The following is a 14,176-nucleotide window of genomic DNA, read 5'->3' on the forward strand; positions in this document are numbered from 1 at the left end:
AACGATGCCGGTGAGGAACTGATGGATCGGCGCCGCAAGCCCATACTCCCACTCTGCATCGCCCACGGACAGGCCGCAGGCCGTATCCCGGCCTTTCACGTGCAGACGTGCCGAGCCCGACGAGGCGGGGACGGCGCCGGACACGCCTACCTCTGTTGACACCTGCAAGGTGTCGAAGAGGAGACGTGGGGGACTGCCGCGCCAGCCGGTCCGGGCCCCAGCGGGGAGGCGGGGCCCGGACCGGCTGGCGCGTCGGACGGTCGCCCTACACCTTGAAGTAGTCGTTCCAGGCGTCGACGAGCATCTGCCGGACGGATCGATCAGCGTGTTGGGCGGCTTGATTGAACGTGCCGGTCACGCCGTAGTAATAGTAGGCGCCGTCATTCGTCGCCATATGGTCATCGCTCGGATTGTCGACGTGGCGACTGAAATGGACATTCGCAAACGCCGCGACGGCGGTGCACACGTAGTACACCCAGTTTCCCGTCAAATTCTCCATGGCGTTTGTGATACGCCAATTCTGCATAGGCACGATGATCCCCCTCTTTCGGTCCGTTCCTCGGATCAGACCTCGGACAGCGTGATGTCACCCGTGATGCTGACCGTCATCTGGTAGTCCTGCGGGCTGTGCCGGACGGAGGCGAGGATGAACTCGCCCTTGCCGTCATCCCACTCCCCTTTCACCTTCCAGTCGTCGTCCCAGATGATGCACCGGCCCCGTCCGGTCTGAACGCTCAGCGGCCTGTCCTTGTGCTGCGAGATCCATGCGTAGGCTGAACTGTGCGACCTCGGACTTACGGACTCGCTGTCCCCGGAATGTTCTTCATTGACAAAAGAAACGTAGGAGTTCGACTGATTGTCGCAGCCCCTGATTCCCGTGGTCATGCAGATTCCTTCCCTGGAGCCAAGCTCCCCCGGGCCGAACAGACACAAATGTTCTGTGCGGCGAAACTCTCCACTGAACTTCATGAAAATGACTGCCCGTCGGCCTCCCGCAGAAACACGAGGATCAGTCGCTGAAATGTTCGCCATGGCTGAATAGGCACCCTTGAAGGGGGGCGCGGGCCCATGCGCGAATTCCGCCTCCGGGGCGCGAGCCGCCAACGAGCGGCCCGGGTGCGAATGACGCCGGCGGCATACCGGGGCCGTCATCGGCCCAGGAGGGCTTGAATGCATGGTGCGGGCTGAGAACTCCGAGAGGCATGCGAGTTCACTTTGCCCCGGGGTGACAAGTCTTTCGCAGAGGTTAGCCTCGATCTTTCGTGACGGACCGTCGGTTTCTTCGGCGGGCCGTTTCGGCTTTTCCGGCTGTTTGTGGCCAGGCTGATAGCCCGGCTGTCGTGTCGGGTGTGCGCCGGGTTCCACGGCTCCGGTCGAGGTGGTTCTGTTCGCAGGGACGGGAACGTGCTGGTCAGCCGGGGTTCGGGAAAGCTTCGAGCCGTGCCAGGGCATTGGTGATCACGTCGGTCCAGGGCCAGTGGCGTGCGAATCTCAGGTGTCGGCGGCGGGCGGTCGTGACGATCTGGGCGGCGGCGGAGAAGAGCCGGAGCCGGAGACGGCGGGGTTCCCACCTGCGGGTTTTACCGGTCAGAGCGAGCATGGGCATCCAGGCCGGCAGGTCGAGGGCGATCTGGACGATCTCCAGCCAGATCTGGTTCTGCGCGGTGTCGTGCAGGGGCAGGTTGCGCAGGCCGGTAGCGCGAGCGTTTCGGATGCGGTCCTCAGCTCGGGCCCGCTGGCGGTGCCGCAGTTCGAGTGCGGCGATCGGGACGCCTGTGGTGTTGGTGGCGAACGCGGTAAGCCGCAGCCCGTCGGCATCGGTCAAGCGCAACTGCGCGCCGGGGTGCGGGCGTTCCTTGCGGACGATCAGCCGCATCCCCTTCGGCCAGCCCTTGAGGCCATCACCGTCAAGTTCGGCAACCCAGGCGCCGTCACGGATCTCTCCGTCCGGCTCGACGGCCACCGTCCACGCGGCGGGCGGGACCTTGAGGACGGCCTCGTGGATGGCGTCGGTGATGGTCATGCCGACCGAGTACGACAGCCACCTGCCCCGCTGGGCGAGCCAGGCGACGAACTCGTGGGTGCCGCCCCCGGAGTCGGTACGAATCAGCGTCCGGCGTCCACGTCGGTACTTCTTCGGCAGCTGTGCCAGGGCGAGTTGGGCCGTGGTGATGTGGTCGGCGGCGGTGTTGCTGCCTGCGTTGCCCGGCCTCAGCAGGCCGGCCACCGGCTCCCCGCTCCCACCGCTTCCGTGATCGACGAACCCCATCAGAGGATGGTGTCCGAAGGTCTTCTTCCAGGTCGCGGCGGCGTCCTGCTTCTCGGAGTGGGCCACCACGAGCACCCCGTCCAGGTCCACGATCACCTGTCCTCCGGCATCCGGGGCCGCGTTCTTGGCCATGCTCCAGACGCGCTCGCGCGCTTCGGCCCGCGCGGCCCGTATCGCGTGATGGGCCTTCGGCCCAGCCGCGGCGAGGGTGTCGATGAGGCGGGAGACCGTCGGGTCGGAGGCCACCGTCCCGAACACGGCCGGCTCGGCCCGCAGCATCCCGACATCCGCGAGGCAGTCCCCGCCCAGCGCGACCGCGAGGGCCACGTCCAGCAGGATCTTGCCCGGATCGTGCACCGCCCGCGACTTGCGCCAAGGCGTCAGCGCCGCCGATATCGCCTGATCCAGCCCGGCCTTGCGGACCGTCTCGACCAACAGCACAGCCCCAGCCTGCGACACCACCGCATGACCGCCGCCCTCAATGCGGACGCGGGGATAGGACCCGATACGCTTCTTCACCTGGGAAGTGCCTCCGACGGTGGCAGGAAAAAGGACCTCGACAATCCTCATTCTTGCTGGTCAGAGGCACTTTTCGCTTACCTGACCACCCGTCGGACAGCCCGCTTCATGAACGCGCGAGGCTAGGTAGCCGTCGTTAACTCGCGCGGCCCGCATACCCTGACCTCGCTCGCAGAGGAAACCGGCGCTACCCCCACCACCGCGGCCAAGGCGATACGCAGTGCCGAGGTCGTGGTGGTCACCGTGCCTCTGAAGGCCGTCCCGCACCTGCCGTCCGGCCTGTTGGGCGAGGCCGCCGAGAACGTGGCCGTCATCGACACCGGCAACTACTACCCCAAGGAACGCGACGGCCGGATCGCCGCCATCGAAGACGGCCTGCCCGAGAGCCGCTGGAGCAAGCAGCGCATCCGCCACCGAGTCATCAAGGCGTTCAACGGCACCTACGCCCAGGACATCCCCGACAAGCCGCGCCCCGCGGGCCACCCGGAGCGGATCGCGCTGCCGGTGTCCGGTGACGACGAGGCGGCCAAGCACGTGGTCCGCGAACTGATCGACGAGCTGGGGTTCGACACCGTCGACGCGGGTGCGTCGACACGTCCTGGCGCCAGCAGCCCGACACACCCCCGTCTACGGCTTGCGGGCGGGGCGTCGAAGAGGTCACCAAAGCCCTGGCTGAGGTGTCCCCGGAGCGACCGAAGGCATTCCGGGCGTAAGCGTAGGCACGGTGAGCCCGCCGACCGCGACGGCATGCTTCACCCGCGAGGTTCTCCGCCCACCGTGGCCCGCGCGACGCCGGTGTCCGAGCTGGGTAGCCGCCACGCGAACAGGCTGAGTTCCTTCTCCCAACCGGGCATCTGGGCAAGCATGTCGGCGGCGTCGGGTGGTCGCAGGAGGCAACGGTGACGCAGGAGGTCACGCCGTTCACCGGAGGTCAACTGCGCCGCTTGTTCATTGAGGTCTCCCGGCACGTCGATGCCCGCGTCTCCGGCGACATTGAGCTGCACGGACGTCGACGTACGGTAATCGAGGCGGAAGTCGGTGGCCCACTGCGAGTGGGAGCCCCATCCATGGGACTCATCGACCGTCGGCCGGTAGTTGCTCCGGAAGGTCCAGTACAGCGGGAAGCGGTCGGCGACGCCGCGCAGGGCGCGTTTTCTGCCGGCCCGGACACGGACCCCGGCCCGGCTGAAGAGCAGGTCGCCAAGCATCAGCCCCTGCCACACGACCTGCGTGACCTGGATCGGGGCCGCCGGGTCGTCGGCTTGCTCGACGTCGACGATCTCATGGAAGAACGGGTCGAACCCGCCATGGTCGAACGGCGTCATTCCCAGCCCGGTGAACAGTGCGAGGTACTCGAACAGGGAGACCCCTGGCCACTGGAGACGGCGGACTGGCCACGACGGCCCGGACGGAGTGTCAGCGGCAGGCTGGAACCCCAGGAGCAGCACATCGCTCACACGGCTGAGGGCGTAGAGCTCTCGGATGAGGAACCTCCTCCCGTGAATTGCCGCCTCGCCGGCCCACCAACCGTCGTGGAGGCCGGCCCGGGCAAGCCACGCGCGGTAATCGTCCCCAGCGTGCTCCAGCCACGGCACCGCGACCTTCCCGTACGCCTCCGGACCATCGTGGTCATGCAGCGCTTGGAAGAGTGCCCGCGCGTCCGTCCCGTCCTCGTACATGAGCGGAGCCTAGTTGCCGGCCCACACTCGACCGGATCGATTCCCTATGTGACGTCTCGTTCCTCGGTGCTGCGCCTGCGTCTGGCTGTCTCGCTGCTGCCGTTGATGGGGCTCTGTCGGTGTGCACCGCCCGGTGCATCGGCCAATTGCCGCATCAGTACCGGCAAGCGGTCGTCTTCCGTCTCGGCGTGGACGGCGCGCAGGTGGTCCACGATCGGCCGGGTCAGCGAGCGTGTCCGGCTGCTCAACACGGTCAGCGGGACATTCGGGTGCCATGCGTTCCACGCGTTGCGTACCTCGTCGGCAGTCTTCGCGTCTTGGCCGTCGGGGTGTACGGGCCCGCAGGCATTCGGACTGACTCGTCTACCGCCCGCAAACATCCCGTCCGACCTGCCGTCGCCGACCCGGACACGTCGAGCCGTGGGCACGGCCGGGATGGCATGCGTGAGCCATGTCACTTGTCGGTGGTGCATAGCGGGGCAGGGGCCAGTGCCTTTATTGAGGGTGTAGGGGCGTGTTGAGGTGAGGGGGTGACGCTGATGGGGCAGTTGCGGGCCGATGAGTTCGACCGGTTCGTGGCGGCTCGGTGGTCGGCGTTGCTTCACCTGGCGCGGCTGTTCACCGGTGGAGACCGACACCGGGCCGAGGATCTGTTGCAGGAAGCGCTTGTCAAACTGTGGTTTGCCTGGCCGAAGGTGGCCAAGGAGGCGCCCGAGGCGTATGTGCGCAGGGTCTTGGCCCGTGCTGCGGCTCGCTCGGCACGGCGTTGCTGGTGGGGCGAGCACCCTGTGGACCAGCTGCCCGACCCGCCCGAGGTGGCAGACGAGACCGCTGCCGTGGACGAGCAGACCCGGTTGGAGGCCGTGTTGGCGTTGCTGCCAGTGCGGCAGCGGGCTGCGGTGGTGCTGCGCTACTACCAGGACCTGCCCGAGCGGGACGTCGCGGAGGTACTGGGCTGTCCGGTGGGTACCGCCCGTTCACTGACGGCACGCGGCGTTGCACGGTTGCGTCAGCTTCTGGCTGAGGCAGAGCCGGTGGAGTGAAGAGGGAGCTATGGATCACTTCGAGCAGGAGCTGGCGCGGATGATGCGCGACGGCCAGGAGGACACGCTCTATGAGGACCGGCACCGCGACCGACTGCACGCCGGCGTTCGCGCACGCCGGCGGGCTCGAGCGGCCTGGACGGCCACCGGATCAGTGCTGACCGTTGCCGGGCTCGGAGTCGGACTGATGGTCCTGCCAAGCTCCTTCGCTCAGGACGGCCCCACGGGCCCTCAGCGCCGTCCCGGCACCCCCGCCGAGTCGGTCCCGATGCCGTCGAGACCCCGCCCCGTGCCCAGTGCCACGAAGGCGCCGATGCCGACCTGCACGTCAACCACCCGGTCGGTTCCGATGCCGACCTGCGCCTCAACTACCGGCCCGGCGCCCATGCCGACCCGCGCCCCGACTACCGGCCTGGTGCCGATGCCGTACCGTCCCTCACCCGCCGAGCCGGTTCCCACGCCGACACAAACCCCGACCGCCAGGTAGCGCCTTGGCCGCGGTCAAGCGGTCGCGATGGGTGTGTACGGAAGCCCAGTGTCCGTACACCTGGGCTAGAGGGAGACGGCGACTTTTGCGCGCGCACCGCACTCTGGGCAACCAAGTCGGCCACGGGGTCCTGCCTCGGAACCCGCCCTGCGGGCGAGCTCCGCGCAGTACAGCCGCTACGTATTCGTCGATATTCAAGACCGTCGCCTCCCTGCCCTAAGAGTGGCCGGAGGCGCAGGAGGCACCGTGCTCACCGCGTTCGCCCGAGCGTTCAAGACGCCCGACCTGCGCAAGAAGCTGCTGTTCACGTTGGGCATCATCGTGCTCTACCAGGTCGGAGGGCACATCCCGGTCCCTGGGGTGAAGTACGCGAACGTCGAGTTCTGCATGGAGCGGACTCACGCCAACAGCGGGTTGTTCGGCCTGGTGAACATGTTCAGCGGTGGAGCGCTGCTGCAGGTCACGATCTTCGCGCTGGGGATCATGCCGTACATCACGGCGAGCATCATCCTCCAGCTGCTGACCGTGGTGATCCCGCGGTTGGAGGCCCTCAAGAAGGAGGGGCAGTCCGGCCAGGCGAAGATCACCCAGTACACCCGCTATCTGACCGTGGCGCTCGCCGCCCTGGAGGGCACCGCCCTGGTGGTCGCCGCCCGCGCCGGTTCGCTCTTCCAGGGCTGCACGCGCCAGATCGTGTCCAACGGCTCGGTCTTCACCACCATCACGATGGTCATCACGATGACCGCCGGTACGGCCCTGGTCATGTGGCTCGGCGAGATGGTGACCGACCGCGGTATCGGCAACGGCATGTCGATCCTGATGTTCATCTCGATCGCCGCCCGCTTCCCGGGCGCGCTGTGGCAGGTCAAGCTCCAGGGCAAGCTCGCCGGCGGCTGGATCGAGTTCTTCGCGGTGATCTTGGTGGGCCTGGCGATGGTCGCCCTGGTGGTCTTCGTCGAGCAGGCCCAGCGGCGCATCCCGGTGCAGTACGCGAAGCGGATGATCGGCCGCCGGTCCTACGGCGGTACGTCCACGTACATCCCGCTCAAGGTGAACCAGGCGGGTTCGTGTTCTTCGCCTTCTTCTACGTGGCCATCAGCTTCAACCCCGAAGAAGTCGCCGACAACATGAAGAAGCACGGTGGCTTCGTCCCTGGCCTCCGGGCCGGTCGCCCGACGGCCGAGTACCTCAGCTACGTGCTCAACCGGATCACGTGGCCGGGCTCGCTGTACCTGGGGCTGATCGCGCTCGTACCAACAATGGAGTTGGTGCTGTTCAACGCGAACCAGAACTTCCCCTTCGGCGGGACAAGCATCCTCATCATCGTGAGTGTGGGCCTGGAGACCGTGAAGCAGATCGAGAGCCAGCTTCAGCAGCGCAACTACGAAGGGTTCCTCCGCTGATGCGAATCGTCCTCGTCGGACCCCCCCGCCTGCCCGTCGGCCGTCCGCACACCCGGCCCGCTGCTGTGGCCGGAGCAATCCACATCCAGCCGACAGTGGTGTGCGCGGGAGGCAGACCGACCTCGGCCCGCATCAACGCAGCGCTGCTCGGGCGCCGCTGCCAGTCTCGATGCTCTGTCGCGGCTCCTACATGAGGCGCCCGATCTCGTCATAGTGATGCAGCGTGCGGACGCGCACGCCAGCCAGCTCGGCCACGCGTCCCACGGTCCAGTGATCGTCCACGACACCGACTATGCAGCCTGACGCCACGTGAGGGTCAAGAGCCTCACTCACGGCAGCAAGAGCCGAACGCGAAGCAGCGGCCCGAGGCGACTCCTGCAAGCCAGAGCGATGGTCTGGTTCGGAGAAGTCTGGAACCGGACGGAGCGGCCCCGCAGCGCCCGAGCGACATCAAAAGTCACTGACATTCCGAGAGGCGTGGTCATTGGAGACGGCGCTCCGAGTCCGAGACGTGATCAACCCACGAAACCGGGTGGCTGTCGTACTCGGTCTGGGCTGCGGGCTTCGTCAGGGCGAGGTGTTCGGATTGAGTCCGGACGACATCGACTATGCGAGAGGCGTGCTGCACGTCCGTCGTCAAGTCCAGGCGATCAACGGGAAGCTGTACTTTGCCCTACCGAAGGGGGCGAAGACGCGTGCCGTCGACATGCCCTACTCGGTCGGCGGGGAGCCGGAGTTCGTGAAGGAGCCGGTCGCAGGTTTCCTCCAGGGTGCGGTCGGGTGCGTCAAGCAGGCGCAGGAGGGTGTCGAGGCGTTCGTCGATGGGGTGATGACGGACCTCGACGAGTCCGTCGGTGTACAGGACCAGCCGATCACCAGAGCCGACGGGGAAGGTCGTGGTGACGAAAGGGACGCCGCCGACCCCGAGCGGCGTGGCGGTCGGCAGGTCGAGCAGTTCGGGGTGCTTGCCGCTGCGCACCAGGACGGGGGGCAGATGGCCTGCGGTGGCGATGTGGCACTCCGCGCGGTGAGGGTCGTAGACGGCGTAGACGCAGGTGGCGATGTAGTGCTCAAGCCCTGAGGTGATTTTGTCGAGGTGGTGGAGGACCTGGGCGGGGTTGAGGCCGAGGTCGGCGAGTCGCTGGTGCCGGTGCGCAGGCGGCCCATGGTGATGGCGGCGTCGATGCCACTGCCCATGACGTCGCTCACGACCAGTGCGGTCTTGTCGCCGTCGAGCGGGAGGACGTCGTACCAGTCGCCGCCGACCTCGTAGGCGGCCTGTGCGGGCCGGTAACGGGAGGCGACCTCCAAGCCGGGGAGGTGGGGCGGGTGGTCAGGGAGCAGGCTGCGCTGAAGCGTCTCGGAGGCGTTGCGCACCGTCTGGTGTGAGCGGGCGTTGTCGATGCACACGGCGGCGCGGGAGGCCAGTTCGCCGGCGAGGGCGAGGTCGTCCCCACAAGCGAGTCTGCGAGATCGACGGCCCACAGGAGGAAATCCCGTACGGGGACGTCGGGCGGGCGGTTGAACTGCCGGACGGACGGCTGGTGCCGGTCACCGACGAAGAGCTGGAACACCTCCCTTTGCCAACGCGGCACGTGGCGGAAGTCCTCGGCTTCGTCCCGGCCGCCGATATCGACCCGATCAGCTACGGCCGCGCCTACTACGCGCCCGACGGGGCGGCCGCGGACCGCCCGTACGTCTTGCTGGTTTCCCTGATGATTGAGTGAGTTCAAGGGACTCACAGGGGTGGCAGATGGACGAGTGGTGGCTGGTGTTCGTGCCGGATCCGGAGCGGTGGGGGCCGCTGCCGGCGGAGTGGGTGCTGGGGGTCCGCGACCTGCCTGCCGCCTTGGAGGCGGTGGGACTTCGGCCGGGCGACCCGGTATTTGTACGGCCTGATTTCGTCGTGGACGCAGAATTACTGCAGTTCGCTCCGCCCGATTTTCGCGACCTGGAGAGAGAATCGCGTCGGAATTACGCGACGGATATCCGTCTGCTGCTGTCGTGGCTTTGGCGGCGGGGCGTTCATTGGCGGGCGGCGACCGACGCGGACTTGCGGGCGTACGAGGAATTCCGCGAGCAAAGACCACGATGGGGGTCTCTCACTGGACGTCCAGCAGCACCTTCCCTTGCGCGCGGCGCTGGTCGAGTTCGAGTTGGACAGGTCATGGGGAAGGGGAAGGGTCCGCCGTGGGTGGTGACGGATGACTTGTGGGGGCGGGTCGAGCCTCTGTTGCCGGTGCGAGAGCGCAGATCCCGCAACGCTGGGCGTTTGCCGTTGGACGACCGGTGGTGTCTGCAGGGGATTCTGTTCGTGCTGCATACCGGAATCCAGTGGGAGTGGCTGCCGCAGGAGCTCGGCTTCGGCTCAGGGATGAGGTGCTGGCGCCGGCTGCGGGACTGGAACGAGGCCAGGGTGTGGGACCGGCTCCACCAGGTGTTGCTGACCGAGCTGCATCAGGCGGCGAAACTGGACTGATCGCGGGCGGTGATCGACGGCTCGCACCGGCAGGCACGTCGGGGCGGCCCAAAACCGGCCCGAGCCCGGTCGACCGTGCCCGACCAGGCTCAAAGCATCACGTGATCACTGATGCCCATGGCACCCCGCTGGCTGTCAGGCTCACCGGCGGCAACCGGCACGATGTCACTCAGCTGCTGCCTCTGCTCGACGCGATACCCCACATCAAGGGACGCACCGGCAGACCTCGTCACCGCCCGCGGCAGCTGTTCGCGGACCGAGGCTACGACTTCGACAAGTACCGCCGCCTGCTGTGGAAACGCGGGATCAAGCCGGTCATCGCACGACGCGGCATGCCGCATGGTTCCGGACTCGGCACCGTCCGCTGGGTCGTTGAGCGGACGAATGCGTGGATCCATGGCTTCCGCCGACTGCGGATCCGTTGGGAGATCCGCGACGACATCCACGAAGCCTTCCTCAAACTGGCTTGCTGCGTGATCACCTACCGACGCGTCCAAGCATTCTGTTAGCTCCTCTTAGAGGGCATCTGATCAGTGTCTACGTGGTTGTGGGTGGGATGTCTGTTTCGATTCGCCAGGTTGGTGTTGATTCTCCTGTGAGCTCGCGGCTCATTCTGTTAGCCATTGCCCAGTGGATCATCGCCTTGTCGTGACAGCGGCGCACTGCCTCGCAGGCGACCATCGCCACCAGGACTTCGCCTTCGTGCCCGGCTACCGCACCGGAGCGTCGAAGGCCGGGCAGGCAGGAGAGAGCCCTTACGGCATCTTCCCGGTCCAGGAAGGCAAGGTCTGGGTCGATGCCCGCTACCGTGCTTCGACTCCCGACGACGATGTCGACTTCGCCTTCCTGAGCGTCGGCCCGAACACGCGAGGTCAGCTTCTGGAGGACGCCGTCGGACGGGGCAACGAACTCACCTCCGTCCCCACGGCGAAGCTCGCACGCAAGAGCGTGACGCTCGTCGGCTACCCCGGTGGCCAGAAGACACCGCTTCAGTGCACCAATGACACCACCGCCTTCCAGGGCCGGTTCATGGAAATCAAGTGCGACGGCTTCCGCTCCGGCGTCAGTGGCGGCCCGTTCCTGGAGAACTTCGACGGTCGTCGCGGCAGCCTCGTCGGCGTCATCGGCGGTTACAAGACCGGCGGCCTCTACGACCACACCAGCTACGCGTCCCAATTCGACGAGGACATCCTCCGGCTCTACCGGCAAGCCCTCACCGGCATGCCGTCGGACCCGAACCCGGGCACCGACACCGGCACGTCGATGGGCACCGCCGAGACCTGGACCCACGCAAGGGTCATGACCACCGGCCGCTTCCACACCGCCTCGGTACGCAACAACGTCGGCGACCTGCTCGTGCGCTGGTCCGACGGCGAACTCTCCCTCTACCCGGGTAACGGCGCATACGGATTCGGCAAGGACATCCAGCTCGTCAAGGACAAGGCATGGCAGCAGGCCGCGGTCATCACCGCCGGCGACTTCACCGGTGACGCGAACTACGACCTCCTGGTCCGCTGGACCGACGGCAGACTGACCCTCTTCAAGGACGTCAACGAAAGCACCAAGCTGACGGACAAGGTGGAGCTCAAGGGCCCCAACGACACCTGGACCCACGCGAGCACAATGGCCGCCGGGCGCTTTGGCGGCGGAAACACACGTAGCGACGACCTCATGGTCGCCTGGACCGACGGTGAAGTGACCCTGTATACGAATGTGGACGGCAAGGGGCTGCACGCCGAGAAGCGGCTCGTCAAACCACCCGACACCACCTGGCCCCACGCACGGGACGTCGCAGCGGGCGACTTCCACCCCGGAACGGGAGACCAGGACCTGTTCGTACGCTGGAGCGACGGTGAGGTCACCACATACGAGAGCATTGCCGCCGAGCTCTTCGGGCGTGAACACCGGCTGCTGCCTGCCAAGTCCCCATGGCGCGATGCTCTGCTGGTCACTGTCGGCCCCTTCGGTGGCCCCGCCCGCCAGAACGACCTCGTAGCGCTCTGGCCCGGAGGCAAACTCACCCTCCACGCCGACACCACCAGCGCGTCCCTGGCCGCCGGACGCGTCCTCGTGAGCCCGTGACCACAAGGATGTGCGCACTGCTGACGAGGTGACGGTGACCTCGACGTACGTCGAGTGTCCTGACCTTCCCCACTGACTTCCTGAACCCCGCGGGCCGCAGGGCGGGTTCGGACGTACTGCCTTGACACCAACCGGATGAACTGGTGTTCGCGGGCCAGGTGCCCGAGCGGTAAGCAGATCCGCTTGCGTGGCATCTCTCCACCGCCCCTGATGCACACCCGCGCGTGCTTCCCCCTTCGCTGAACGGCTGTCCGGGCGCTGGGGGTACTACCGATCGCATGAAGGACAAGAGAGGACTGACCGGATGAGACCGAGGCCAAGCGCAAAGGGAGCCGTATGGCTCCTCAAGAGTCGACCCTTATCCAGCAGAAGCAGGCCGCCGCGTCGCGGCGCGGGGGCCATGCTGCTGACCGCCTCGCTGATGGCGGGACTCCTGGGGACAGGGCCCGCTGGCGCGGCGGACACCAACGACGACCCGTATTTCATGCGTGAACTGGTCGTCCGCCTGTGGATGGACGGCGGTCCGGGGATCAAGGAGGCTGCCGAGCAGGCGCTTCTCGGCACGGGCCAGGACGTCAAGGCATTCTTTGACCAGAAGGACAGCATCGAGTTCGTCGACGACTACGTCGATGCGAGCCGTATCTTCAACGCCGGGGGTCCCGCGGTACGTGAAGCGGCCAAGGTCGCCCTCAAGAACAGCACCTCGGACAACCCCGGGCCGCTGCGGGCGTTTTTGAAGGGTGGCTGGAAGGCTCCGCTGGAGGAGGACCAGCAGGTCGAGGTCTCCCGGGTCATCAACTTCGGGGGCAACGGGGTCAAGGACGCCGGCAAGGCAGCCTTGAAGGGCACCCCCGAAGACCGTGCGAAGTTCCTCGCGGAGGGGCAGTACACGGCGCGCGAGACGGACAACGAGGTCGAGGTCTCGCAGCTCGTCAACTCGGGCGGCCCGGCGGTCAAGGCGGCCGGCAAGGTCGCGCTCAAGGGCACGGCCGACGACATCGTCGAGTTTCTTGAGGTGGGGCAGTTCGTCGCGCGCAACCGCGACCAGGAACATGCCACCATCGCTCAGCTGACCGAGCAGGCCACCTTGGCCGGGAAGCGGGCCAAGGACGCGACGGAGAAGGCGCAGGAAGCGTCCACGCGTGCGATCGAGGCGTCGGATCTCGCCAAGGAAGCCGCGCTGAAGGCGGCGCGGGAGACCAACGCCGCCAAGAATGACTCCCAGCGGGCGGCGGTCAAGGCCAAGCAGGCCGCCGACGCGGCCCGGGCTGCCGCTGCCGCGTCGCAGACGGCCATCAGCGCGGCCAACGCCGCCAACCGCTCGGCCCGGATGGCCGCCTTCGCGGCGGCGCAGACCGCCGCGGCGGCCGCCAATGCCGCTGATGCGGCCAATGATGCCTACAACGCCTCGATCGCGGCCGCGTACGATGCGGGCCGGGCGGGCGAAGCCAGGGACATGGCGAAGAAGGCCCGGGCGGCGGCCACCCTCGCAAGGACTTCTGTGGAGGCGGCCAAGCAGGCCGGCGCCGCCTCGCTGGCCGCGGGCGCCGCCGCGAAGGCCTCCCGCAGTGCCAGCGGCAACGCCAACGCCGCAGCTGACGCGGCTGATGAGGCCAACAACTACGCCGAGGCCGCGGGCGTCCACTCCGGTGAGGCGAGGGCGGCCGCAGCGGAGACCCGTCGCCACGCCAACGAGGCCGACCGGGCGGCCAACGCCGCCGAAGCCCTGGCACGCAAGTCCGCCAACGCCGCCGAAGAAGCACGTGAGGCCGCGGAGTCCGCGGCCACGCACGCCGACAACGCCGCGACGGCGGCGGAGGAGGCCGCCAAGCACGCCGGTGAGTCAGCCAAGGCGGCCGAACAGGCAAGAAAGCACGCAGCCGCGGCCAAGAGGGCGGCAGATGCGGCTGAGTCGGCGGCAGCGACCGCCAAGAAGGTCTTCACCATCGCCCGTGAGGCCGAGGCGGAAGACCTCACCAACTGGCCGCCGAGGCGGATAAGCCCGGCGCCGATACCAAGGCGATCGCGGCGAAGGGCCGCACCCTGGCCCTCAAGGCCCTGAAGATCCGTGGCTCCTGGCATCAGGAGGCTGCGGCCAGAGCCCTGTCCGGGCTGGATGACGAGGTCCTGGAGTACCTGCGCACCGGGTGGAAGCAGGCCGCCCAGGACGAGAGGCGGCCCCGGTGTGAAGGAGGCGTCCAAGGCCGCACTGGCC

At 67.4% G+C, this 14,176-nt stretch carries 10 protein-coding genes and 5 pseudogenes; 8 read left to right on the forward strand and 7 right to left on the reverse strand.

Annotation, left to right across the window (positions count from 1 at the left end; all coding sequences use genetic code 11):
• Window positions 1-265 precede the first annotated feature (265 nt).
• The 3 genes from IF67_RS0120750 to IF67_RS0120760 all read right to left on the reverse strand — a co-directional run bounded on the left by IF67_RS0120750 (window position 266) and on the right by IF67_RS0120760 (window position 2,788).
• Entirely contained in the window at window positions 266-499 is a 234-nt protein-coding gene (locus IF67_RS0120750; protein ID WP_158713130.1) for a hypothetical protein, read from the reverse strand.
• Between the two features lie 65 nt (window positions 500-564).
• Window positions 565-885: a hypothetical protein gene (locus IF67_RS0120755; protein WP_030987758.1), complete on the reverse strand. Its 321-nt coding sequence runs from the start codon at window positions 883-885 to the stop codon at window positions 565-567.
• Between the two features lie 526 nt (window positions 886-1,411).
• Entirely contained in the window at window positions 1,412-2,788 is a 1,377-nt protein-coding gene (locus IF67_RS0120760; protein WP_030987760.1) for an IS1380 family transposase, read from the reverse strand.
• A gap of 126 nt (window positions 2,789-2,914) precedes the next feature.
• On the opposite strand from IF67_RS0120760, the pseudogene IF67_RS41760 reads away from it, so the two are divergent.
• Window positions 2,915-3,501: pseudogene (locus tag IF67_RS41760) on the forward strand (NADPH-dependent F420 reductase); the annotation flags it as partial.
• A gap of 39 nt (window positions 3,502-3,540) precedes the next feature.
• Here the strand turns inward: IF67_RS41760 and IF67_RS0120765 are convergent.
• Window positions 3,541-4,467 (reverse strand): hypothetical protein, encoded by a 927-nt coding sequence (locus IF67_RS0120765; RefSeq protein ID WP_051818334.1) that lies wholly within the window; start codon window positions 4,465-4,467, stop codon window positions 3,541-3,543.
• 539 nt (window positions 4,468-5,006) lie between these two features.
• On the opposite strand from IF67_RS0120765, the gene IF67_RS0120770 reads away from it, so the two are divergent.
• Window positions 5,007-5,510, forward strand: coding sequence for a SigE family RNA polymerase sigma factor (locus IF67_RS0120770; protein ID WP_030987765.1), 504 nt, complete (start codon window positions 5,007-5,009; stop codon window positions 5,508-5,510).
• Between the two features lie 231 nt (window positions 5,511-5,741).
• On the opposite strand, the gene IF67_RS39415 is transcribed toward IF67_RS0120770, so the two are convergent.
• Complete coding sequence (locus IF67_RS39415) at window positions 5,742-5,969, reverse strand: hypothetical protein (RefSeq protein WP_037839602.1); 228 nt, start codon at window positions 5,967-5,969, stop codon at window positions 5,742-5,744.
• Between the two features lie 274 nt (window positions 5,970-6,243).
• Between IF67_RS39415 and secY the strand changes: the two are divergent.
• Window positions 6,244-7,400 (forward strand): annotated as a pseudogene (gene secY / locus IF67_RS39420) (preprotein translocase subunit SecY).
• Window positions 7,401-7,598: 198 nt separating this feature from the next.
• Here the strand turns inward: secY and IF67_RS43075 are convergent.
• Window positions 7,599-7,682: pseudogene (locus tag IF67_RS43075) on the reverse strand (MerR family DNA-binding transcriptional regulator); the annotation flags it as partial.
• A 391-nt stretch (window positions 7,683-8,073) separates the two neighbouring features.
• Window positions 8,074-8,852, reverse strand: a pseudogene (locus IF67_RS41770) (PP2C family protein-serine/threonine phosphatase); the annotation flags it as partial.
• Here IF67_RS41770 and IF67_RS43080 point away from each other — a divergent pair.
• From IF67_RS43080 to IF67_RS41785, 5 genes and pseudogenes are all read left to right on the forward strand, one after another.
• The gene (locus IF67_RS43080; protein ID WP_107050260.1) at window positions 8,786-9,127 is read left to right on the forward strand and encodes a Ku protein; all 342 of its coding nucleotides are present in this window, start codon (window positions 8,786-8,788) and stop codon (window positions 9,125-9,127) included. The pseudogene IF67_RS41770 and the gene IF67_RS43080 overlap by 67 nt on opposite strands.
• Window positions 9,128-9,567: 440 nt before the next feature.
• Window positions 9,568-10,388 (forward strand): annotated as a pseudogene (locus tag IF67_RS41780) (IS5 family transposase).
• Between the two features lie 121 nt (window positions 10,389-10,509).
• Entirely contained in the window at window positions 10,510-11,961 is a 1,452-nt protein-coding gene (locus IF67_RS0120815; RefSeq protein WP_107050261.1) for a trypsin-like serine peptidase, read from the forward strand.
• 400 nt (window positions 11,962-12,361) lie between these two features.
• The gene (locus IF67_RS39430; protein WP_051818339.1) at window positions 12,362-14,023 is read left to right on the forward strand and encodes an ALF repeat-containing protein; all 1,662 of its coding nucleotides are present in this window, start codon (window positions 12,362-12,364) and stop codon (window positions 14,021-14,023) included.
• Between the two features lie 2 nt (window positions 14,024-14,025).
• A partial coding sequence (locus IF67_RS41785; protein ID WP_324608887.1) for an ALF repeat-containing protein occupies window positions 14,026-14,176 on the forward strand: 151 nt, incomplete at its 3' end.

The sequence above is a fragment of the Streptomyces sp. NRRL S-1813 genome (assembly GCF_000719605.1).
Lineage (GTDB): Bacteria > Actinomycetota > Actinomycetes > Streptomycetales > Streptomycetaceae > Streptomyces > Streptomyces decoyicus.

Excerpts from the sequence above, each read along its gene's own strand:
- IF67_RS0120750 (WP_158713130.1), bottom strand. The coding sequence starts at position 499 with ATGGAGAATTTGACGGGAAACTGGGTGTACTACGTGTGCACCGCCGTC.
- IF67_RS0120755 (WP_030987758.1), bottom strand. The coding sequence starts at position 885 with ATGACCACGGGAATCAGGGGCTGCGACAATCAGTCGAACTCCTACGTT.
- IF67_RS0120765 (WP_051818334.1), bottom strand. The coding sequence starts at position 4,467 with ATGTACGAGGACGGGACGGACGCGCGGGCACTCTTCCAAGCGCTGCAT.
- IF67_RS0120770 (WP_030987765.1), top strand. The coding sequence starts at position 5,007 with ATGGGGCAGTTGCGGGCCGATGAGTTCGACCGGTTCGTGGCGGCTCGG.
- IF67_RS39430 (WP_051818339.1), top strand. The coding sequence starts at position 12,362 with ATGCTGCTGACCGCCTCGCTGATGGCGGGACTCCTGGGGACAGGGCCC.